Annotated in this window: 22 protein-coding genes, 1 pseudogene and 1 riboswitch; of the genes and pseudogenes, 4 read left to right on the top strand and 19 right to left on the bottom strand. The window is 35.7% G+C overall.

Annotated features, from left to right (window positions below; all coding sequences use genetic code 11):
- Nucleotides 1–107: 107 nt before the first annotated feature.
- On the bottom strand, nucleotides 108–1,187 hold the full coding sequence (locus tag J5J03_RS15075) for a metal ABC transporter solute-binding protein, Zn/Mn family (RefSeq protein WP_208590624.1): 1,080 nt from the start codon (nucleotides 1,185–1,187) through the stop codon (nucleotides 108–110).
- A 295-nt stretch (nucleotides 1,188–1,482) separates the two neighbouring features.
- Here J5J03_RS15075 and J5J03_RS15080 point away from each other — a divergent pair, with 295 nt between their 5' ends.
- Nucleotides 1,483–2,247 (top strand): FixH family protein, encoded by a 765-nt coding sequence (locus tag J5J03_RS15080; RefSeq protein ID WP_208590625.1) that lies wholly within the window; start codon nucleotides 1,483–1,485, stop codon nucleotides 2,245–2,247.
- Nucleotides 2,248–2,330: 83 nt separating this feature from the next.
- On the opposite strand, the gene J5J03_RS15085 is transcribed toward J5J03_RS15080, so the two are convergent.
- A complete protein-coding gene (locus J5J03_RS15085) occupies nucleotides 2,331–2,654 on the bottom strand; it encodes a DUF4870 domain-containing protein (protein WP_208590626.1) in 324 nt (107 codons plus the stop codon).
- A 115-nt stretch (nucleotides 2,655–2,769) separates the two neighbouring features.
- On the opposite strand from J5J03_RS15085, the gene J5J03_RS15090 reads away from it, so the two are divergent.
- On the top strand, nucleotides 2,770–4,062 hold the full coding sequence (locus J5J03_RS15090; protein WP_208590627.1) for a lysine N(6)-hydroxylase/L-ornithine N(5)-oxygenase family protein: 1,293 nt from the start codon (nucleotides 2,770–2,772) through the stop codon (nucleotides 4,060–4,062).
- 198 nt (nucleotides 4,063–4,260) lie between these two features.
- On the opposite strand, the pseudogene J5J03_RS15095 reads toward J5J03_RS15090, so the two are convergent.
- The 9 genes and pseudogenes from J5J03_RS15095 to J5J03_RS15135 form a co-directional block, all read right to left on the bottom strand.
- Nucleotides 4,261–4,935, bottom strand: a pseudogene (locus tag J5J03_RS15095) (HAD family hydrolase).
- A gap of 32 nt (nucleotides 4,936–4,967) precedes the next feature.
- The gene (locus J5J03_RS15100) at nucleotides 4,968–5,729 is read right to left on the bottom strand and encodes a class I SAM-dependent methyltransferase (protein ID WP_208590628.1); all 762 of its coding nucleotides are present in this window, start codon (nucleotides 5,727–5,729) and stop codon (nucleotides 4,968–4,970) included.
- Between the two features lie 41 nt (nucleotides 5,730–5,770).
- Nucleotides 5,771–6,307, bottom strand: a complete 537-nt coding sequence (locus tag J5J03_RS15105; RefSeq protein ID WP_208590629.1) for an ATP-binding protein — start codon at nucleotides 6,305–6,307, stop codon at nucleotides 5,771–5,773.
- A 71-nt stretch (nucleotides 6,308–6,378) separates the two neighbouring features.
- A complete protein-coding gene (locus J5J03_RS15110) occupies nucleotides 6,379–7,410 on the bottom strand; it encodes a serine hydrolase domain-containing protein (RefSeq protein ID WP_208590655.1) in 1,032 nt (343 codons plus the stop codon).
- A 325-nt stretch (nucleotides 7,411–7,735) separates the two neighbouring features.
- Complete coding sequence (locus J5J03_RS15115; protein ID WP_231710774.1) at nucleotides 7,736–8,137, bottom strand: Uma2 family endonuclease; 402 nt, start codon at nucleotides 8,135–8,137, stop codon at nucleotides 7,736–7,738.
- Nucleotides 8,138–8,286: 149 nt separating this feature from the next.
- Nucleotides 8,287–8,802, bottom strand: a complete 516-nt coding sequence (locus J5J03_RS15120; protein WP_208590630.1) for a GNAT family N-acetyltransferase — start codon at nucleotides 8,800–8,802, stop codon at nucleotides 8,287–8,289.
- 234 nt (nucleotides 8,803–9,036) lie between these two features.
- Nucleotides 9,037–9,771 (bottom strand): SDR family NAD(P)-dependent oxidoreductase, encoded by a 735-nt coding sequence (locus tag J5J03_RS15125; protein WP_208590632.1) that lies wholly within the window; start codon nucleotides 9,769–9,771, stop codon nucleotides 9,037–9,039.
- A 125-nt stretch (nucleotides 9,772–9,896) separates the two neighbouring features.
- Entirely contained in the window at nucleotides 9,897–10,505 is a 609-nt protein-coding gene (locus tag J5J03_RS15130) for a transglutaminase-like domain-containing protein (protein WP_208590634.1), read from the bottom strand.
- Between the two features lie 60 nt (nucleotides 10,506–10,565).
- Entirely contained in the window at nucleotides 10,566–11,039 is a 474-nt protein-coding gene (locus tag J5J03_RS15135; RefSeq protein ID WP_208590635.1) for a GNAT family N-acetyltransferase, read from the bottom strand.
- Between the two features lie 86 nt (nucleotides 11,040–11,125).
- On the opposite strand from J5J03_RS15135, the gene J5J03_RS15140 reads away from it, so the two are divergent.
- Entirely contained in the window at nucleotides 11,126–11,296 is a 171-nt protein-coding gene (locus tag J5J03_RS15140; protein ID WP_331460506.1) for a GNAT family N-acetyltransferase, read from the top strand.
- A gap of 53 nt (nucleotides 11,297–11,349) precedes the next feature.
- Here the strand turns inward: J5J03_RS15140 and queE are convergent, their stop codons facing one another.
- Genes queE through queC form a run of 3 tightly spaced genes read right to left on the bottom strand, consistent with a single transcriptional unit; the run spans nucleotide 11,350 to nucleotide 13,206 of the window.
- Complete coding sequence (queE, locus tag J5J03_RS15145) at nucleotides 11,350–12,078, bottom strand: 7-carboxy-7-deazaguanine synthase QueE (protein WP_208590636.1); 729 nt, start codon at nucleotides 12,076–12,078, stop codon at nucleotides 11,350–11,352.
- The gene (queD, locus tag J5J03_RS15150; RefSeq protein ID WP_208590637.1) at nucleotides 12,071–12,538 is read right to left on the bottom strand and encodes a 6-carboxytetrahydropterin synthase QueD; all 468 of its coding nucleotides are present in this window, start codon (nucleotides 12,536–12,538) and stop codon (nucleotides 12,071–12,073) included. Before queD ends, queE begins: the two co-directional genes overlap by 8 nt.
- On the bottom strand, nucleotides 12,538–13,206 hold the full coding sequence (gene queC, locus J5J03_RS15155; RefSeq protein WP_208590641.1) for a 7-cyano-7-deazaguanine synthase QueC: 669 nt from the start codon (nucleotides 13,204–13,206) through the stop codon (nucleotides 12,538–12,540). The genes queD and queC overlap by 1 nt, the downstream gene beginning before the upstream one ends.
- 78 nt (nucleotides 13,207–13,284) lie before the next feature.
- Nucleotides 13,285–13,329, bottom strand: a riboswitch (PreQ1 riboswitch).
- Nucleotides 13,330–13,601: 272 nt separating this feature from the next.
- Between queC and J5J03_RS22375 the strand changes: the two genes are divergently transcribed.
- Complete coding sequence (locus tag J5J03_RS22375; RefSeq protein WP_407927839.1) at nucleotides 13,602–14,729, top strand: pectate lyase; 1,128 nt, start codon at nucleotides 13,602–13,604, stop codon at nucleotides 14,727–14,729.
- Nucleotides 14,730–14,824: 95 nt separating this feature from the next.
- Here J5J03_RS22375 and J5J03_RS15165 read toward each other — a convergent pair whose 3' ends face one another.
- The 5 genes from J5J03_RS15165 to J5J03_RS22265 all read right to left on the bottom strand — a co-directional run bounded on the left by J5J03_RS15165 (nucleotide 14,825) and on the right by J5J03_RS22265 (nucleotide 21,082).
- The gene (locus tag J5J03_RS15165; RefSeq protein WP_208590643.1) at nucleotides 14,825–15,622 is read right to left on the bottom strand and encodes a helix-turn-helix domain-containing protein; all 798 of its coding nucleotides are present in this window, start codon (nucleotides 15,620–15,622) and stop codon (nucleotides 14,825–14,827) included.
- Nucleotides 15,623–16,438: 816 nt separating this feature from the next.
- Nucleotides 16,439–17,527, bottom strand: coding sequence for a rhamnose ABC transporter substrate-binding protein (gene rhaS / locus J5J03_RS15170; RefSeq protein WP_208590644.1), 1,089 nt, complete (start codon nucleotides 17,525–17,527; stop codon nucleotides 16,439–16,441).
- Nucleotides 17,528–17,586: 59 nt separating this feature from the next.
- Nucleotides 17,587–18,564, bottom strand: coding sequence for an ABC transporter permease (locus J5J03_RS15175; protein WP_208590645.1), 978 nt, complete (start codon nucleotides 18,562–18,564; stop codon nucleotides 17,587–17,589).
- A gap of 2 nt (nucleotides 18,565–18,566) precedes the next feature.
- Nucleotides 18,567–19,559, bottom strand: a complete 993-nt coding sequence (locus J5J03_RS15180; RefSeq protein WP_208590646.1) for an ABC transporter permease — start codon at nucleotides 19,557–19,559, stop codon at nucleotides 18,567–18,569.
- Nucleotides 19,559–21,082: a sugar ABC transporter ATP-binding protein gene (locus J5J03_RS22265; RefSeq protein WP_208590648.1), complete on the bottom strand. Its 1,524-nt coding sequence runs from the start codon at nucleotides 21,080–21,082 to the stop codon at nucleotides 19,559–19,561. The genes J5J03_RS15180 and J5J03_RS22265 overlap by 1 nt, the downstream gene beginning before the upstream one ends.
- Between the last annotated feature and the right edge of the window lie 367 nt (nucleotides 21,083–21,449).

Raw genomic sequence — 21,449 nt, forward strand, 5'->3', positions numbered from 1 at the left:
CCCTTCTCATAACAATAAAAAACACGGAGTGTCACTCCGTGTTTTTATTTAATAGTATAAAATTTGGGTATATGTCTAGCTTCGATCGCCCAGAAACTAGGTACTCTTTAATAATCTACTGCTTCTGTTAATACGTCTAGATTCCGTTCCATTAAGCTAAAATATGTTTCGCCATTTTCAATATCTTCATCAGTCAAAATGGATAAGTTATGCAATTGTAATGATTCGACGTTTGTTTCTGCTTGAATCACTTCTGCTACTTTTGGTTCTATATTTTGTTCAAATAATAAGTATTGGATATTATTATTCTCTACGCGATCCAAAATTCCTTCCAACTGTTTCTGAGAAGGTTCCTCAGATGGCGACACCCCTGATATTGCAATTTGTTCAATACCATAGCTCTGTTCCCAATAGCCATAAGCTGCATGTGTAACAAGAATTTCATTATTTGGGGCAGACTCTAATTGTTGATGAAATTCATCATCTAAAGCAATCAATCCTTCTTCAAGGTCACGAAAATTTGCTTCAAAAGTTTCCTCTTGTTTTGGATTTAATTCGATTAGTCCATCTTTAATATTGCGTGCTAATTCTATGGCACGAATAGGGTCTAGCCAAAGGTGTGGATCCTCATCACCATGGTCATGATCATGTGCCTCATCCTCTTCGTGCGCATCTTCTTCCTCATGCTCTTGTTCTTCTTCGTGACTATGATCGTCTTCTTCATGTACATGCTCTTCTTCATGACTATGTTCGTCTTCTTCATGTGCATGCTCTTCTTCATGACTATGTTCCTCAGCTTCATTACCGTGAACATGCTCAACTAGTGAAACTCCTTTAGCTGCTTCTAACATTAATACATCTTCACCAACAAGTGCTTCTTCTATTTGTTCTGCATATGCTTCTAGATTAGCTCCGTTATATAAAAACATATCCCCTTCTGCGATATCTACCATCATTTTAGAAGTAGGTTCAAAGTTATGTGGATCAGATCCAGGTGGTAAAATCGTTTCTACTTCCACAAACTCCCCACCAATTTCTTCTGTAAAATAGGCTAATGAATACAAGGTTGAATAAATTTGTAGTGTATCGTTCTCTGACTCTTGTTGGTTTGCTTGGGAATTTTCCTCAGCATTACAACCTAGTAATAGAAATAATATAGATAAAATGACTATACTCATCTTTTTCATTAAAAAATATCCCCCTTCATTCTTACGTATAAAAATATAAATACAATTAATCACACAAAAACAAACCGTAATCGATACGGTTTAATAGTATTATAGATGATTAGCTTTATAATGTAAATAATAATTGTTACGATTTGATTTGTTTTTAGCTCCATTATTAACACATAATAAATAAAAACAGTTTTATCAACCTAAGATGAAGCGCAGTTGTTAAATGTCATACATTGTTCATTGATTATTCCTGTTCATAGTCGTATAGTAATATTAAATAAAAATGTATCTACGGAGGATCATAATGAAAAAAATCTATATCCTAATCACTTTATTAACGCTATTATTAGTGGCTTGTAACAATCAAACAGAGAATGATGAACAAGAACATGAAGAAGTAAAAGGTATTCAGGTAGATTTTGAACTTCCTAAAGAAGCAGAAGTAGGTGAATCCGTATCGCTACAAACTACCGTTACTTACGGTGAAGATGAACTGGTAACAGATGCGGAAGAAATGACCTTTGAGTATTGGAATGTAGAAGATGAGGACAATACAGTCAATGTGGATGCTACTAATCACGAAGATGGCACTTATTCAGCAGAAGTGACCTTCGAAGAACCTGGCACTTATGAGATTTATGCGCATACGACAGCTAGAGATATGCATTCGATGCCAAAAAAATCCATTACTATCAATGGTGAGGAAGCTGAACATCATGATCATGAGTCGCATGATGAAACAGAAAGTACAGAACACGAACATGAGCATCAGCATGGTTTTGAAATAAAACTAAATCCATTGGAAAGTATAACTGTCAATCAGGAGAAAGACATCACTGTAGAACTTACCATGGATGAGGAACCATATGAGAACGCACGAGTACGTTACGAAATCATACTAGAAAATAAGGCGGAACATGACTGGGTCGAGACAGAGGAAGTTGATACTGGTAAATACGTAGCTTCTTACTCTTTTGAAGATGCTGGACAAGTAGAGATGGTCGTCCATGTAACAGATGATACTGGACTACACGAACATGAAGAATTTGAATTTGAAATAGAAGAATAATTTGAGAAAGGTATACGTCATTTCAATGTATAGTTGAAACGACGTATACCTTTATTTACCATCTTGTCAATAAATAGAGCAACTTATTTGATAAAACGGATTACAAGCGGGATTCGATATTCCTCCCCGTTGAACGCTTTAAATAAGGCGATAAGGGTAAATATAAATGCTAGAACACCTACAATCGGCAGTAGTACAAAACCTATCAACAATAGCACAAGAATCCCACTTACTATGCTATAAATCGTAAAGGAAATAAAGAAATTGAAGTATTCTTTTCCGTGAAAGTCAATAAATGCTGACTCATCACGTTTGATCATCCAAATAATTAATGGACCGATAATTGCCGTAAAGAAACTTAGTAAATAAATTAACATTCCAAACAATCTTTCGTCACTGTTCGTCATTATCCACACCTCCTCCTTCGATATTGTACCATATCTTGTCATTTTTTGTTGATAAATAGATAATTCTTCTTGTAACGTATATAATAAGAGGAAATGATTAAAAAAGGGGTATACTATGGAACAATATGATCTTATCGGAATAGGGATTGGTCCCTATAACCTTGGACTCGCAACATTAACAGCTGAAAAAACAAATCTGAGAGCAATCTTTTTTGATCAGAATGGGCAATTTGCCTGGCATCCCGGAATGCTGATTGAAGGCTCTGATTTACAGGTTTCTTTTCTGGCAGATCTTGTGACATTTGCGAACCCTACTAGTAAGTATACGTTCTTAAATTATTTGCATGAACACAATCGCCTGTATAAATATTTCTTTTTTCATAAATTTGAAATGCCTCGCGCTGAATACGCAGCATATTTAAAATGGGTAGTCGATCAAATGCCAAATTGCCACTTTAAATCTCAAGTAAAAGATGTCATTGATCATGGTGATCATTTTGAAGTGGTTGTCAACCATTGGGGTGAACAAAAAGAACGTTCTTACTATACTAAACATGTCACATTAGGAACTGGTAGTACCCCAGTGATTCCATTCGAATTAGATGATATCGGCTCAGAACATGTTCACCATTCCAGTCAATATTTATACCATAAAAAACGAACTCTTCAAGCGAAGCATATTACCGTTGTAGGATCAGGACAAAGCGCATCAGAAATATTTTTTGACTTACTAAAACTTCAAGAGCATTTTGATTACCACTTATCTTGGTATACAAGATCTCCTGCATTCTTACAGTTAGATAACAGTAAATTAGGGCAAGAAGTATTTACACCAGATTATGTTGACTATTTTCATCAGTTACCTTATCAAGAAAGAAAAGATTCTCTAGATCTCCTAGGCCAGTTACGAAAAGGAATTGACCGGGAAACCTTACATAAAATTCATGAGCTACTTTATCATCGTTCCGTTGATAACAATAAACTGCCAGTTACCATTCAACCACTAACAGAGATTCAGAAAGTTGTACAGGATAACTCACATTTAAAAGTCGAGGCAAAACAATGGCAGGTAGGTAAAGATGTTACTTTTGAAACGGAGAAAGTGATACTAGCTACTGGGTATAGACCAAACATTCCAGACTGGTTCTACCAGCGTTTTGAAAACAAAATTGAATGGAATGATGACAAACATTTCAAAGTGGATAATAATTTTAAGCTTGTGTTTAAACTAGGGCAAAGAAAGCATCACTTTTACACCTTAACGAATTTGGAACAATCACATGGAACAGGAGCGACTAATTTAGAATTGGCCGTAGACCGCAATATCCAAATTATTAATGAAATTGCCGGAGAAACAGTCTATGAAGAAAAAAGAGGTACGATTTTTACACAGTTTGATTCGGAATAGATTTTAAGCGGACATCTGTTCCGCTATTTCACGGAAAAAGGGGTAATTTTAGCTGTTTGCGGACATCTATTCCCTTATTTATAAGAAATTCTCCAAATACAAGCCAAATCTCGATGAATAACGGAATAGATGTCCGCATCCCCCTTATAATGAGTCATTTTTGTAAAAATAACGGAATAAATGTCCGCTGACTTCTTGTCATTTCGTTTCAATCATAGTTAATTCTGTAAGACTATGTATTACTTTTACACTTGAAGTAGTTTCATGACTTATTCTGTTTAGCCATACGCCAATCATTCCTGCTTGTTTACTACCTATTGCGTCTGTTTCAAATCTATCACCTACATAATAACATTTATGAACCTGAGCATTTGCTAGTAGACATGCTTTTTGAAAAATAATAGGATTAGGCTTAGCAACGCCTATTTCACTTGAGGTAATGATATACTCAAAATAATGCTTAATCTCTAAATTCTCTAATTTTTCAATTTGTTGCTGATATTCACCATTGCTTATTATCCCAAGTCGAATCCCTTTTTGTTTTAACGATTTTAAGCAAGGGATTACATCTTCAAAAGAAGACCAATTTCTTTTATACAAAGCCAAATAATGGTTGAATTTGTTATCTGCTTGTTGGTCATTTAAATGATGACCATATAAGTCTTTTATACGTAATCTTCTTGTTCCTGGAATGTTACTTCACCCGATAAAAATTTCTCGAAATACTTTTTGGATAATGCAAACCACAAATCTACAAATTCCATTTCGTTACACGCTAGCTCATCGTTAAACTTTTTATAGAAATCGATTGCTGCCAATCTTTCCGCTTTGTCGTGGTCGAGTAGTGTTTGAATCAATATCGAAGAATATCACTTGGAATTTCCCCCATGTAAATAGCAGATAAGCTATATTTTTTTAGCTATACAAAACATTTCCGCAAAATCATTGACAATTGTTTTGTTAGGATTAGTTTTTATATCAGCTCTCATGCTTTCTAATCCTTTCTCATAATCTTCATCATTGATTAAAGTAAGTACGGAAATATCTCTATTTTTAGCGTGTTCTATATATTCTACCACCTTTATATTTTCCATTCGGTACACGATTTTAAGATCCACTTCAAAACCTTTTGATGTAAGCTTGTTAAACATAACATCTTTACTCCAAAATCTCTTAAAATCTTCATCATAAGCTGACAGAAAATAATAGTAAACCCACCATTTAGGCATATCATGTATGGCTATATTATGTAATTTATAAATGCCACCTTTTTTCAGTACACGTTGTATCTCATTCAATGCCTTATCCTTCTTCATATAATGATGAAATGCATAGTTATTGGAAATAAAATCGAATGTTTCTGAAGCATAAGGCATATCCACAACATCTGCTTGAATCAACTCGACATTCTTTACCTTTTCCTTCGCCTTACTCAACATTTGATCTGATAAATCTAATCCGCTCCATTTTATATCTGAGCCATTAAAATAATTGGTTTGTTTTGCAAGGTAAAGACCGGTTCCACAGGATAAATCCAGTACGTCGTATTCTTTTTGCCTATTGTTTTTCATGTATTCTTTTAAATCATCATCAAAGCTTATTTCATCAACTCTATATTGATTATTGTCGTACTTTTCGGCGATTTTTGAATAATTAGTTGTTTTCATCATCTTACCTCTCTAATTTCCTTTTGCAGCATAATTAATTTTTAGTTAGATTTTAAATAATCCAAGACCATATCAACTCTTTCTGACACGGTATAATCTCCTTCGATCCTTAAAATTGGACAAGTTAAATCATCCATCCAATGTTCATGTAAAGTTTTACTTCTAACGTCCATACCGCCATTATCATATAAGGAAGCCCATTCCATAAATTTTTTTGATTGCTCGTATTTACTACCACCAGCTAATATCTCTTTTCCATACCTTTGAAATTCTCTTTGTCGTAACCTTTCCAGTCTAATGTCTGAAGGAATCCATAGAAATATAACCAGATCAAAACAATCTTTAAAGGTATCTCCCCACCCACAAACTGCCCCGGATAAAATCCAGTTTTCATTTTGCGATAAATCCTTTTTAAGCATGTTTATTCTTTCTGGAACTTGTCTTTGTTCTGTAAATTTGGTTATCCAAAAATAATCATCCGTATCAAGATATTTATGAGGTAAAGCGTCTGACAATGAAGCACCAAGTGTTGAAGTTCCAGCACCAGCAGCTCCCAATATATGAATGTTCCTGTACAATTTTTCTCCTCCTGTGTGACGACCTTTATAAATTATCATCATCTAATGCTAAATAAGAACAGCTAATGTAGTTAACCGTTTACAATTATGATTTCATTTTCTATTTCTTTCATAATATCGTATGCGCCTTCCGACTTGTTCGAGCAGACTACAACCTTATAATCACTTTCTGGATAATAGGCAGAATGAAAACTAACACCTGGATCATACCCCATAACGTGATACTTATTAATATTGCCATGATTTTTTTCAATCCAGACACCGTATCCATAATAACTATTCTGCTCATCTGTTTTCACATGAGGTATGAACAGTTTTTTCGTGTATTCTACAGCTAAAAGTTGATTACGTATTAGTGCATCCCACAACTTAATCATATCTTTCACTGTAGTGTATGCTCCTCCGTCAGATCCACCTTTTACTGGAAGCGAATAAATATTTGTCTTCCAACTACCATCCGGGAAGTCCATATACCCTAGCGCTGTGTTTTGTGGTAAAGCATCCAATTCAAAATATCCTGATTGATCCATCCCTGCTTTGTTAAAAATATGTTCTTGAATATAATCTGAAAAGCTAAGGTTGCTTGCCTGTTCAACAATTAAACCGAGTAAAATATATCCTGCATTATTGTAATGAAACCTCTCACCAACTCGAAGTTTCATAGCATTTTGATGAAATAATGGCAAAAAATCCTCTAACCTTCTGATCGTGTACATCGGGTATTTAATCCATAATTCTTCAAAATCATCCATTATCTCTTCATCAAAATAGTCAGGTATTCCAGAAGTATGTGTGAGTAGATGATGAATGGAAATGGATTGATCGAAATGAGGAAACGAGATGTCCAGACAGTCGTTCAACTTGGACTCAAACAACAGTTCACCGCTTTCAACTAGTTGACAAATAGCTATAGACGTGAACAGCTTACAGCCTGATGCGATACCAAATCTAGTATCAACTTTATTTTCCAGCTGTTCTGAGCGATTTGCAAAACCATAACTCTTCTCCGCCACAATATTATTTTCATCTTGCACAATAACGGTTCCCGAAAAATCAATCTTTTCCATAGCATCATTAATACGGTTGACAACATTTTCCTCCATCATAAATTTGTTCCCTTCTATTTAGTTTTCCGCAAAGAGTCGTGCTGGCTCTATAGCTATCACTTTAATACTAACATAATATTCCAAAAAAGATGACATTTTTGGAATATTGATTAAGTGTTTGAAAATAAGAATATTTCCCTGCCTTTGTAGTAAATTGTTGTTAAATGTGCCAAGTGTAGCTTTAATAAATGTTTAATCAAAAACAAAGAAAGCATCCATTTTAAATAAAAACTAATCAAAATGGATGCTTTCTTTCTATAGTATTTTTATATTTGAACCTATTCAATTACAATCACGCATTTATGTTGGAAATTATTATTTTCTAAACAAATATTTGATTGAGATCTACTTTTAATCCAGTTATGATATTTACAGAAATTGTGTCATCTTTCGTAAAGACTCCTTGAAATTTATATTGATCACCTACTAAAAGATGTATTTCTACAGAATCGTTTACCGGATCAACAAGCCAGTACTCTTTTATCCCCGCTTTTTCATAAAGATGATATTTCTTCCAGCGATCTAACTTTACAGAGGACGGTGAAAGGATTTCGATAATCATATCTGGTGATCCGTTACAACCTTTGTCATCAAGTTTTTCCTGATCACATACTATCGATAAATCCGGTTGAACAACATTATTTATATCATCATCGTGTTTATTATCTACTAACAGGCGTACATCAAAAGGCGCGAAAAATACTTCACATTCCTTTTCTCGCAAGAAAACAGAAAAAGCTGTAGATAATTCCCTCAGAAACACCTTGAAATTTTTAATAAAACATTCATCTTTAGAGCGGTATTACTTAATTCTCTATGTATCTTTTATTTTTCTGATTACATTTTCCATCCTTTTTAGTGATAAGTAAATGATTAGGATAATGTGTTAGTACTAAGTGCTACTTGCACGATTTGTTTTTCTCCATTTTCCTCAAAGACTTTATATTTCTGCATCCCTATTTTTTCTGCTACCCTTTGTGACGGTATATTCTTCATGGTGGTGTATGAAAAGACCTTTGGATAATGTAAAACTTCAAATGCATATTCTTTGCAGGCTGATGCAGCTTCTGTCGCATATCCTTTATTCCAGTAGTCCTTGATAATATGAAACCCAATCTCAGGCACTGTTTCATTTCCAATATTTTGCATTGTAATGCCACAATCTCCAATGAATGTATCATCATTTTTTAAAACAACCGCCCATAACCCGTGATTATATTTTTGGTAATTTTCCATATTCCATTGAATCCACTTTTCTACCTTTTTCATATGTAATGGCTCAGGATAGTATTGCATCGATTCTGGATCTGAAAGAACCCTTGACAACTTTTCTGTATCCTCCAGTTTTAATTCTCTTAAATAAAGCCTTTCTGTTTCCATTATTTTCATACCGTTCACCTACTTTCTAAACTAAAACTGACTTCCTAAGTATTTCTATCTGACCACTCCAATATTAGTATAATATTCCAAAGTGTTTAATGGATTCATACAAAAAAGAACAATCATCCGCAGTTGTGTTATAGATATTACGGGACATATTCAACAGATGATTTGTTTAAAGTAATAAATAATAGTTGGTGTTATTTTTTGTTTATAATGCCGGTATTAAATAATAAACTAACTCTACCTTAGGTATCCTCCGTTATTAATATCAAATGTTGCCCCTGTGTAATGCTTAGATTTGTCTGATAATAAGAAGACAACCGTTTCAGCAACATCTTCAGGCATTACAGGCGTATCGATGAGTTGATCACTTAAATATTCCTTTTTTCGCCAATTGGGTATCGTATGCATCAGCGGAGTGTCAACCATGGTTGGAGCAACAGTATTTACTCGGATATAAGGTGAGAAGTTCTTTGCACAGCTTTTAGTAAGTCCAAGTATAGCAGCTTTTGATACTCCATATATTGCATCTGAACTACCTTCTATTCCTGATACGGAAGACATGTTCACAATCACTCCATTACATTGACTGTGGAGCAATTTCTTGCCAAACATTTGAGAAAAATAAATATATCCCTTTACATTTATATCAAGTACTTGATCAACATCAACAACTTGATAGTCCAATATATTTTTCGCTAAATAAATCCCAGCATTGTTAACTAAACTATCTACATTACAATGCTCTGTTTCAACATATACAAAAAACTTAGCAACCTCTTTATAATTACTTACATCTAACGGATACGTATGTAGAACACACTGATCATTAGTTGCTCGCTTTAACTCTTGTAAGGCCTGTTTATTAATATCACATGCAATTACTGAAGCACCTTCATCTAAACATTTTTTTACAATTTCTTTGCCGATTCCAGAAGCTGCACCTGTTACTATTACTTTTCTATTTTTGAGCACATGGAAAACTCCCCTCATCTCAACAATTTACTAAATGCACCAGGAACGTTACCCTTTACCTTATGGCTTACTATCACGATAGTCACCTTCACTGATCGCCTCTTTCAGTTAATATACTTTTTGTATTATAAAGAATCAGGAAGGTGATTCTTGTACATTTCGATAACATTTGTATTTGCTTGTAATGTTGCAATAGTGTTGTGATTGGGCTTCGAATAAATAATTGGATAATCTTCTTCACCGAATTCTTCTTGAACTGAGAATGCTAATTTTTCTTCTTCTAAAGAAAAATCTGCTTGTACTCCTGGTTTATTTCCCCGAGCGTCTACTCTTATCCAACGATTTACCGAACGGAGAAAAACACCATTTAATGCATGTAATGAGTAACCCTTTTCTGGTGTGTCAAAGATCATTAACTTTTGATAACTAAATCCGGTAGGGATCCCTTCAGCACGTAATATCGCTGCTAACAAATTAGCTTTTGCATAACATATACCTTCTTTAACTCTTAGAACATCTGAAGCTTGACAGGTTACGATTGAGCCTTGAATATCCCATGAATGAGATATTTCATCCCTAACAAATTCAAAAGCTGTTTTTACCTTTTCGGTTTCTGTCTGATCTTTGTTATATAATTCATTCTTCTTGCTTTGAATAATAGAATGGGAATAGTCAACCATATCGAGCTCTTTGAGATACTCATCCATATTATAAGATTCTGGTATCAGTTTCATCTTCTCACCCCTTTGTATAATTATACATTAATAAGTATATTAATACAATAATCAACTAAATTACTCTAAGCATTTTTTAAATAACACTCTACCTTGAGTGGATCCATCATAATTGGTGTGAACTGGTACACCATCCACTTCACTATCGCCTTCTTCTATTTCAAACCCCATTTTTTTGTGGTAAGCAATCGAAACTTTATTCACTGGCGAGGTGACAGCACGAACAATATTTCTATCATGTTTTTGAACCACTTCAAAAAACTTCTTATAAAGTTGATTTCCTATCCCATATTTTCGATAATGAGGGTGAACCCCGACGACGTGAATATATGCTTCATTAACGTAAGATTGGGATAAAAATCCAATTAAAAAACCAACGATTTCGCCATCCTTTTCTACGATAAAACTTGTATTATTGAAATGGACAAAAAATAATTTGGGTAGCATATCAGACATTTGTCTACCGCCCCACCAATCATTGATTAGGGGAGATATGATATTATAATCTGAGCTTTTCACTAAACGTATTTCCATAGCTTTTACAACTCCTAATTAATATAATCTAGTTCCAATCTATTATCTTACATTGTAAAATAAAGGTATAAAAACTTAAAGGAGATATAGAAGCAGTAAAAGAAATTATACATTGGGCGTTTACATCCAATAGTGTAAAAAGAATCACTGCTGAATGCGAGAATAACAATGTTGCATCAATCAGAGTATTAGAAAAATTAGGCTTTAATAGATTAGGTTCAGAAAAAAATTTGTTGAAATGGCAATTCGAGAAATAATTTGGAATTATACTAACCAAGACGTGCATAAAATTGCACGCCTTGGTTGGTTTTCACACACCTCTTTTATTCCCCCATACCAAAGTATGGATCTGTGGTAACACACGGACATTGTTTAAAGCACTGGAGTTCATCACCTGCTCAATTAACCACTCATATTTCGTTAATAAATGACTCGCTAATTCGTTCGGTGCTACTGCTTCCAAATTATCATTACCTACCTGTACGAAAAAGGGAACCTCTGGATATCTATTATGAACGTTAGTTGCATAATCCATGTCTTTATCATCAAAAATAACCACTTTTATACTTGTATGGGCAAGACGTCCGTGCTTTTCTAGTTGGACTAAAATGTCATCCAACATCGTCCAGTTGGTTTTCATCATAGAGCTTGGTGGTTTGGGAGATATCGTTAAGTCGTCTACTTCCACAAACCAGTCCTGCCAACGACTCCCTTGCGTTTCCAGTGCTACTTCCATATCGTTCGAGTGTAACAAATCTATTAATTCACCTACATGTTTCAGAAGTGCCGGATTCCCGCCTGAAATCGTGACATGATCAAACTGATCACCACCGATTTCTTTTAATCGATTAAAAATTTCTTCACTAGTCATCTTGACAATATCTTCTTTGGCACTGCCATCCCAAGTAAAAGCAGAATCACACCATGCACAGCTGTAATCACAGCCAGCAGTACGAACGAACATTGTCTTACGGCCAATTACCATGCCTTCCCCTTGGATAGTTGGACCGAATATTTCCAAAACAGGGAGCTTATTCACTGATCATCCACTCCCTTCTTGCTTCCGCATAGCTAGTTGGCGTTTCAAATAAACGGACAAACTCTACCCGGCATTGATTCGGTAAATCCTGTACTGCTTCTTCCATCATCTCAAAAATCCAAACAACCATATTTTCTGCTGTCGTGTTCATCTTTGGCAATGTTTCGTTTAAATAACGATGATCGAGATGGATTTCAATTTTTTCTTTCCAAATGTTTTTGATATCGCCAAAGTCGATAACAATACCAATATCATCAACAAAGCCACTAATACCAAATACGACTTTATAAGTGTGTCCATGCAAATTTTTGCATTTTCCTTCATAACAATGAAGGTGATGTGCTGCATCAAAGGTGAACTCTTTACTTACCATGACACGTTTTTGGTGATATTTTAATTGATCGCGTTTTATGTCCTGGTCTATTTTCTGTAAATCATCGACAATTCGAAAGCCGTACATTATTGATTCACTCCATTACGCTTTGCTAAATAGGTGTCTAATCCTTTTTGTCTTAAGTGACAAGCTGGGCATTCTCCGCAGCCTGTTCCTCTAACACCGTTGTAACAGGTTAATGTGTTTTCTCTGATATAATCAAAAACTCCTAATTGGTCTGCCAATTCCCATGTTTCTGCTTTATCGAGCCACATTAATGGCGTGTGCACGACAAAATCATCATCCATCGATAAATTCAATGTTACATTTAATGATTTAATAAAGATATCTCGACAATCGGGATAACCACTAAAATCTGTTTCACAAACCCCTGTAATAATATGTTTAGCATCAATTTGTTTTGCTAGAATCGTTGCGAAGGATAAGAATAATAGATTTCTTCCTGGAACAAACGTATTGGGAAGCTCACCATCTTCTCCATCCGCAACTTCAATATCATCTCTTGTCAAAGCATTTGGCGCCAATTGATTTAACAACGACATATCCAAAATATGATGTTTAAGGCCTTGCTCAGCTGCAATTTCTTTCGCTACCTCAATTTCCGCTTGGTGACGCTGATTATAATCAAAGGTGACTAATTCCACATGTTCGAACTTTTCTAACGCCCAAAAGAGGCATGTCGTACTGTCTTGACCACCACTAAAGACAACCACTGCTCGATTATTTTTATCCATAAAAAAATTCCCCTTTCACATTGAAAAAGAGAATTCTATACACCCAAAAACAAAAATCATACCTAAGGCACGGCATGATTATCCTTAGTTTTTTATAGAGGGTGTAGCTAGAACCTCTCCTGCTTACATCACAGACTTTTATGTTATTTTAAGCACAATTTGTAGTATAGCATATTTTACTAGACAAAAGGAAGTCAAATAAAAGAATAATTAATTACTACTATCTTTATCACTTATAGTAAATAATCAATTACAATTGGTGAGCACTAAATATGTTTATTTTACATTTTTTTCTTGAAAAGTATAATCACACCTGTATATAATGGTGATGTAGTGTATTGGCCAATCATTACAATTAACTAGGAATAGATTTTTTAACACATTCACCAAAAAATATGGAAGGATGTAAAAAATTGAAAACTAAATTCACATTTTTGTTAGCGCTTACTTTATTGGCCGTTGGTCTATTTTCAGTAGAAAATGTCGAAGCTGCTAGTTTGGATGCTAGTAAAAGTTACAAGATCATCAATAGATTCAGCGGTAAAGCATTAGAGGTTTACGAATGGTCTGTGTCTGATGGCGGTAATGTGGTGCAATATGATGACCTTGAAGGAATGAATCAACAGTGGAGAATTATCGATGTCGGAGAGGGTTATCATAAAGTTGTTAATGTCAATAGTGGGAAAGCTCTAGAAGTATACGATTGGTCTACAAGCAATGGTGCTAACGTAGCTCAATGGTCTGATTGGAATGGTACAAGTCAACAATGGGATATCGTTAATCTCGGCAATGGTTACTACAAGATTCTAAACAGGCATAGTGGCAAGGCATTAGAAGTATTTGATTGGTCCAGCGAGAATGGAGCAAATATTGTCCAATGGGATGATTTAGGAGGAGAAAACCAGCAGTGGCAAATCATCGAGGTTCCACCAGCTGACACGATTACAGTAAATGAAACGATAGTCGTCTCAGAAGGAGAAACATTTGATGGTGAAGGAAAAAGATATGTAGCTAATCCAGATACATTAGGTGATGGAAGTCAATCAGAAAGTCAACAATCTGTGTTTAGATTGGAAGATGGAGCCACTCTTAAAAATGTCGTTTTGGGCCATCCTGCAGCTGACGGCGTTCATACCTATGGCGATGCTTTAGTCGAAAATGTAGTTTGGGAAGATATTGGTGAAGATGCTTTAACAATAAAAGATGAAGGGCATGTAACTGTACGTGGTGGTTTAGCACAAAATGGTGAAGATAAAGTTTTTCAAGTTAATGCACCTTCTACCTTTGAAATTATTAACTTCACTGCAGATAATGCGGGTAAAATGATACGCCAAAATGGTGGTACAACCTTTAAAACAAGTATTTTTATCGAAGGTAGTGTTATTACCAATATGAATGAAGCGATTTTCAGAACAGATAGTAGTTCCAGTGAAGTAACGATGACAAACACCAGATATTCTGATGTCGGTAACAAGTGGTACAATGTACAAAATATATCTGAAACCAATAACTTTGAATTTTAAATGAGTGAAGTGCGTTTAACTTGAAAAATATTAGTTAAACGCACTTTTTTCTGTGAGAAGTCTTCCAAATGGCTCAAGATTTAGCTGTTAGTTTCTTATATATTGCCATCACCTATTCCTATATTGGATGATATATACTGCTGCATTAATACAGCTATTGAAATAAGAACTGGTGGGTCATCTATTCTTGGTGGGCGTAAGGTGACGTTTAGTTGTGGCGTTTCTTGATGAGGTTGAACATTTACAGGCTCTTCTAGTTTTGCTCTAAGTGTCGACTCTGTTAATAATATTTCAGAACTATTCATTCCGGTATTCACCGTTGTAGAAAGTAAATAATAGGTACCTGCCTTCACATTTTCAAATGCAAACTCCCCTTCTGTTTCAAGAATAGTCCCGTACAAAGGCAGACCTTCCGGGATCGGCTTAGAAAATAAACCTAATAATATAATACCATTTATCTCTGATGGGGATGTAATCTTTCCTCGAACAGTTTGAGAAATATTTCTATAGTGATTAAAAGCTTTAGTACGTTTTAATTGAATTTGTTGAAGGTGTTGCGTGACACTCGATTCCGATTGACGAAAAACAGAGGGTGACACTCCTACCTTTTGTGTAAATCGGGTAGTAAAAGTCCCAAGGCTATGTTGCCCAATCTCCATTCCTATATCCCTTATCGTTAAATCTGTATGGATCAGTAGTTCTTTAGCTCTTTGTAGTCGAAGTGCAGATAAATAGTAGTGTGGCGGCAAACCGATTTGATCTTTGAATATTCTAGAGAAGTGATAGGGACTATAAGCAACATGCTTTGCTACTTGTTGAAGTGTGATTTCTTCATGTAAATTTGCCTTGATATATTTAATAGCTTCTTCAACTTCTGGAGAGTTATGTACCATAAAAACACCTCATGACTATTTTTTATCATTTTACTAAATCTACGAAAATGAATCTACTATAATTAGTATCTGTTATGAAAAAAAGTACAATGACAGGAGTATTTGTGAAAAGCTTAGTACGACTCACCAATCGGCAAATAAAATATTCTTTATCGCAGGGTAAAGTTTCCTAGTTTCTTGGTCAAATACCCAAAATTTACGCATTCTTTAACAATAAACTGACAACAACACACGAGCATAAATGAGGCTCGTGTTTCTGTACATTAGAACAGTAATTTTTTTTAGAAAAAAGCAGTTGTGAATTTGGATGAATTAAAATTTTATGGCCACTTTTGGGAGTTTTATGGTCACTTTTCGCGATTATATGGCCACTTCCGAGCACTTTATGGCCACTTTTCGATTATGTAAACAAAAAATCATCCCACATTTATTTATGCGAGATGATTTTTAATCTTAAACTAGATTAAAATTTGGACAGCACCTATTAAGTTAACAGTCAATATTTTATTGAAACTACGATCCGCCGAGATAGCATAGCTTCAACATCATTAAGTGGACCAAACGGAACTAGATTTTGAACAATTATAAAAACGAGAATTAAACTCAAGCCTAAGACTAGTAGGTTTTCTGCAGTCCGAATCTCTCTTTTCAACCCTCCCCACAAGTGTAACTTTAAGCAAATGTCAATCTTTAGCAAAAGAGAATCAATACATTTTTTCAAAAACTTTACGTAAAGAAAAACACGGCTTTAGATCCGTAGTTGCCCCTATCATTGTGCTAGAAAGAGCGGGAGTTGATCCCACCCTTTCCAACCAGTTAATATATATCTTTCCATTTATCAATATTATCTGGATCAAACTTGAATGGATCTCCTAAAAGAATTTCGACACCGTCGTCACTTTCTGTTACTTCAAATTCCCCTTCCAGTTCGCCTGCTTCGAAAGTTTCACCTACTTCACCAGTAATCTCTTCTTCCACTAATGCATTAGCTGCATTACCGGTTAGATAACCAACATCAAGTGGATTCCAAAGGTACATCCATGGACTCACCCCATTAGAAATGTATTCTGCCATTTCACTAGGTAAACCTAATCCAGTTACAAGTACTTCTCCTTGAAGCTCTTTATCTGTAATAACCTTGGATGCTGCTGCAATACCTACCGTTGTTGGTGCCACAATTGCTTTTAAATCTGGATATGATTGAAGTAATGCTTCTGTTTCCGATACACTTTTATCTCTTAAGTCATCACCATAAGCCACTTCAACCAACTCAATATCTGCATATTCTTCACTTTCTAATTCTGTCTCCATCCACTCGATCCACAGATTTTGGTTAGATGCTTGAGAAGTTGCACTTAAGATCGCAAATTGCCCTTCATTTTCCATCATTTCTGCAACTGCTTGCACAAGGGTACGACCAATTGCTTCAGGGTCTGCTTGATTAATGTGAACGGTTCGAGAGTCACCATTTACGGCTGAATCTGCTGAAAGGACTTTAATCCCTTGGTTCATCGCTTTCGTCAAGACAGGTTGTAATCCATCATAATCATTGGCAGAAACAGAAATACTGTCTACTTGTTGTGCAATTAATTCCTCGATTATTTGGATTTGACCTTCTACTGTCGGCTGATCCGGTGAACGAAGAATCGCTTCACCACCTGTTTCATCGATTGCCGTTTCAAAACCTTCCATTATTTTCTCACCGTATGGGTTACCAGTATTTTTGAAGACAAATGCGTGTCTCTTTTGTTCGCCATCTCCATTACCGGCAGTTTCTTCGGTTCCATTTTCGTTTGAGCTTTCTGACCCTGTGTTGTCACCACCGCTTTCTTCGCCTCCACCACAAGCAACAAGCAGCCCAAATAAAAGTACAGCTAATAAATGTACCAACCATTTCTTTTTCATACCTTTTTCTCCCCTTTTTTAACATTTTATGATTAACAGTAATATGACTGTTTAACCCGCTATTTTCTCTTCTTAACTCGTAAGTTAGTAATCGTTACCGAAATAATTAATAACAAGCCAATGATGACTAATAATGCTTGTGCCGGGATGTTAATTAACCCAAGACCGTATTGCAAATACCCAATAACAAACACTGCAAGTATTGCACCTAACATTCTCCCTTTACCACCTGCTGTACTAATCCCTCCTAAAGCAACCATTGCAATTACATCCAATTCATACATATTGGCGACATTAGGTCTGGTACTGCCCATTCTCGCTGTTAGAAAAATAGCTGTTATCGCCGCCATTACACCAGCCAACGTAAAGACGATCAGTTTAATACGATCTACCTTCACTCCAGCGAACCGTGCCGCAGTTGGATTACTCCCGATTGCGTATATTTGTCTGCCAAACACTGTCTTTTGCTGAATTAAGACAAACAAAATAGCAAGCGCAATAAACAGGATTAAGATAAACGGTATCGTTCCAATATAGCCCCACCCGAAAAAAGAAAACCAAGTAGGGAAATCACCTGCTGACTGATCTTCTAAAATCATGTAAGCAATACCGCGATACAAAATCATCGTCGATAAGGTCACGATCACTGCGGATAGTTCACGATATTTCACTAGCAGGAAACCATTTAAAAATCCACATAATGCTCCGACAACTAAACATAACACCAACGCTAAAATCATTGGTAAGCCGGCATTATATGCTGTTGCCATCACAACAGATGATAAGGCAACTGTCGAGCCAACAGAAATATCAATTTCCCTCATTAACATAATCATGACCATTGGAAAGACAATAAATGCTTTATCTAAAAACGTCATCGTCGCATCCGTTACACTCGTGTAATTGAGAAAATAGGGAGAAATCGAGCTATTCATCATGAAAATAGCGATAATTAGCAGAACTAACATCCATTCCCATTGCAAGAAAAGTCGTTTCCAAGAAAAAGGTTGGCTATTTTCTATCGTTCTAGTTACCATTGCTAAATCTCCCTCCTGAGACGATTATTTCTTTCGATAAATTCACGGATATTGGTATTAAATAGAACTGCTACCATGATGATAGCGCCTTCAATTCCCATCTGCCAAAATGGAGAAACATTGATTAATGGCAAACCATTACTTAACACCCCTAACAGCAAGGCACCTAAGAGAACTCCTGTTACTTTGCCAACCCCACCTGCAATACTGACACCACCCAAAATACATGCAGCAATTACGGTTAACTCATAGCCTGAAGCTGTATCACCTTGAGCAGATGCATATTTAGAAACCCATAAAACACCTGCTAATCCAGATAACCCACCCATCATCGTATAAACAAGCATTAAAATCTTCGTCTGATTAATACCACTTACACTAGCGGAATCCGGGTTACTTCCGACTGCATATATCTGCCTTCCCGTAATCGTCGTATTAACAAAATAATAGAAAAATAGAAAGGTAAGAATAGCAATAAACACTAGCGTATTAATACCTAATATGGAACTGGTGGCTATATTTTTAAAGGAATCTGGCATTTGGTATGCACTTACCCATTCGCCACCACTTGTCCAGAATGTCAATCCGCGGAAAACATTCATTAAACCAAGCGAAGCAATAATCGGCAGGATTCCTATTTTCGAAACTAGTAAACCAAGCATAACACCACAAAAACATCCCACTACAATTCCTAATAAAATAGCTAAAATGGGATTTAACCCAGGAACAGAGCTAACCGTCAAGGCGGTAATCATACCAGAAAGTGCAAGGGTTGCCCCTATTGAAAGATCAATGCCCCGGGTGATTAGAACAAGCATCATGCCAAGTGCTAAAATGCTGAGAATAGCTGTATTTGTCAATAAATCTCTCAGGTTACCTATTGTCAGAAATGCAGGATTCAATAGCTGAATGACAAGCACTAAAATAATAATGAAGCCTAATAAGCCTACTTCACGAAATTTTGAGACTTTCTCTAAATTTAACTGTTGTAGCATTACCCTGTCACCTCCTGGCTCACTACGATTTTATCTTTGGACATGGCTGCTTCTAATATCGCTTCTTGACCTGCTTCCTTTCGATTCATAATACTTGTCAGTCTTCCTTCACACATGACCGCAATTCGGTCACTCAAGCCAAGCACCTCAGGCATTTCAGATGAAACTATAATAATGCCATATCCTTGCTTAGCTAAGTCAACGATGATTTGATAAATAGCGGATTTGGCACCAATATCAACACCTTTGGTAGGTTCGTCAAAAATGATTACCTTTAAATCAGTGGTTAATAATTTGGCAACTGATACTTTTTGTTGATTACCACCAGATAAAGAACTGGCTAATTGGAAGACACTTGGAGTTTTCACGTTTACTTTTTCTGCTAGTTCTTTCGATACTTTACGCTCTTTTTGTTCGTTTAACCAGCCATTATTAGACAGCTCCATTAAAGATGCTAACGTAATATTTTGTTTAATCGACCACTGTAGAACAAGACTCTGTGCTTGTCGGTCTTCTGGTAAGTAGCCAATTCCTAAGTACATCGCTTTAGATGGATGGTCAATCTTCACCTTTGTTCCATCAAAAATGATCTCACCTTCATCATAAGGCTCTATTCCAAAAATGGATTGGCATAATTCACTTCTTCCTGCTCCTACTAAACCTGTTAATCCCAGAATTTCTCCTTTTCGTAATGAAAAAGAAATATCTTTAAATCTACCAATTTGCCCTAATCCTTTCACTCTCAATATCTCTTCTCCGATTTCAGCTTGTTTATCTGGAAATAGCTGCTTAATCTCGCGACCAACCATCGCTACAATCAGATCTTCATTGTGAATCTCATCTACATTCCACGTGCCGATATATTGCGAGTCTCGAAAAACAGTTACACGATCAGCTAATCGATACATGTCTTCAAAGCGATGGGAGATAAATATAATCGAAACACCCTCATCTCTTAGTTTTTCGGTAATCGTGTATAATTCTTCACTCTCGCGATGGGTTAAAGCAGCAGTCGGTTCATCCATGATAATAATTTTGGCATTTGCAGATAGTGCCTTTGCAATTTCTACAATTTGTTGCTGTGCTACACTTAGTGCTCCCATCTCTGTTTTGGGATCTAAATCAGAGCCTAAGCTTTCTAGCAATGCTTTTGCATCTGCGTGCATTTCTTTCCATTTAATCATGCGGGTTATCGGATTAATTTTTTTGTGTCCCATATATATATTCTCCGTAATGCTTAAATCTGGATAGTTGGTAACATGTTGATAAATTGCTGCTATTCCTAAGCTTTGCGCTACTTTTGGACCATTAATCTCGATTTTCTCGTCGTGCAGGTAAATCTCTCCTTCGTTTGGTTGATGTATCCCGGTAATGACCTTTATAAAAGTTGATTTCCCTGCACCGTTTTCTCCCATTAGTGCGTGGATTTCTCCTTTTTTTAATTGAAAAGATACTTTATCTAAAGCTTTCACACCTGGAAATTCCTTGGTGATATCACAAAGCTCTAATATATAGTCTGACACCCGTCTCACCTCTCTTTAGTTTGTATACGCTTACCTAAAGTGTAGTGAATAAGTCTCAGAAAGAATAGGAGACATCTTTCTGATAGGGGGGTGAAATTTCTGTTTTTTATTGAATAACGAAACAATCCAATCTGCCTAGTTAATTTAAATCGATGCTAACGTTTGTTGAGCGGACATTGAATGCGTTATTTAACGGAATTACAACCGTTTTTCGGTGTTAGCGGACTTTGAATGCCTTATTCAGTTGCTTTTTGCTTAAATTAGCATTATTTTCGATGAATAGCGGAATAGATGTCCGCGGGCACCCTAAAAACAGCACTTTTGTCACAAATAACGGAACAAATGAAGTTAGAATAAAAAGTGGACA

It is taken from the genome of Gracilibacillus suaedae, from assembly GCF_017599345.1.
Taxonomy (GTDB): Bacteria; Bacillota; Bacilli; order Bacillales; family Amphibacillaceae; genus Gracilibacillus; species Gracilibacillus suaedae.

Bases quoted from the DNA above. Each gene is read 5' to 3' on its own strand.
- J5J03_RS15075 (WP_208590624.1), bottom strand. From the start codon at position 1,187: ATGAAAAAGATGAGTATAGTCATTTTATCTATATTATTTCTATTACTA.
- J5J03_RS15080 (WP_208590625.1), top strand. From the start codon at position 1,483: ATGAAAAAAATCTATATCCTAATCACTTTATTAACGCTATTATTAGTG.
- J5J03_RS15085 (WP_208590626.1), bottom strand. From the start codon at position 2,654: ATGACGAACAGTGACGAAAGATTGTTTGGAATGTTAATTTATTTACTA.
- J5J03_RS15090 (WP_208590627.1), top strand. From the start codon at position 2,770: ATGGAACAATATGATCTTATCGGAATAGGGATTGGTCCCTATAACCTT.
- J5J03_RS15100 (WP_208590628.1), bottom strand. From the start codon at position 5,729: ATGAAAACAACTAATTATTCAAAAATCGCCGAAAAGTACGACAATAAT.
- J5J03_RS15110 (WP_208590655.1), bottom strand. From the start codon at position 7,410: ATGGAGGAAAATGTTGTCAACCGTATTAATGATGCTATGGAAAAGATT.
- J5J03_RS15120 (WP_208590630.1), bottom strand. From the start codon at position 8,802: ATGAAAATAATGGAAACAGAAAGGCTTTATTTAAGAGAATTAAAACTG.
- J5J03_RS15130 (WP_208590634.1), bottom strand. From the start codon at position 10,505: ATGAAACTGATACCAGAATCTTATAATATGGATGAGTATCTCAAAGAG.
- J5J03_RS15135 (WP_208590635.1), bottom strand. From the start codon at position 11,039: ATGGAAATACGTTTAGTGAAAAGCTCAGATTATAATATCATATCTCCC.
- queD (WP_208590637.1), bottom strand. From the start codon at position 12,538: ATGTACGGCTTTCGAATTGTCGATGATTTACAGAAAATAGACCAGGAC.
- queC (WP_208590641.1), bottom strand. From the start codon at position 13,206: ATGGATAAAAATAATCGAGCAGTGGTTGTCTTTAGTGGTGGTCAAGAC.
- J5J03_RS22375 (WP_407927839.1), top strand. From the start codon at position 13,602: ATGGAAGGATGTAAAAAATTGAAAACTAAATTCACATTTTTGTTAGCG.
- J5J03_RS15165 (WP_208590643.1), bottom strand. From the start codon at position 15,622: ATGGTACATAACTCTCCAGAAGTTGAAGAAGCTATTAAATATATCAAG.
- rhaS (WP_208590644.1), bottom strand. From the start codon at position 17,527: ATGAAAAAGAAATGGTTGGTACATTTATTAGCTGTACTTTTATTTGGG.
- J5J03_RS15175 (WP_208590645.1), bottom strand. From the start codon at position 18,564: ATGGTAACTAGAACGATAGAAAATAGCCAACCTTTTTCTTGGAAACGA.
- J5J03_RS15180 (WP_208590646.1), bottom strand. From the start codon at position 19,559: ATGCTACAACAGTTAAATTTAGAGAAAGTCTCAAAATTTCGTGAAGTA.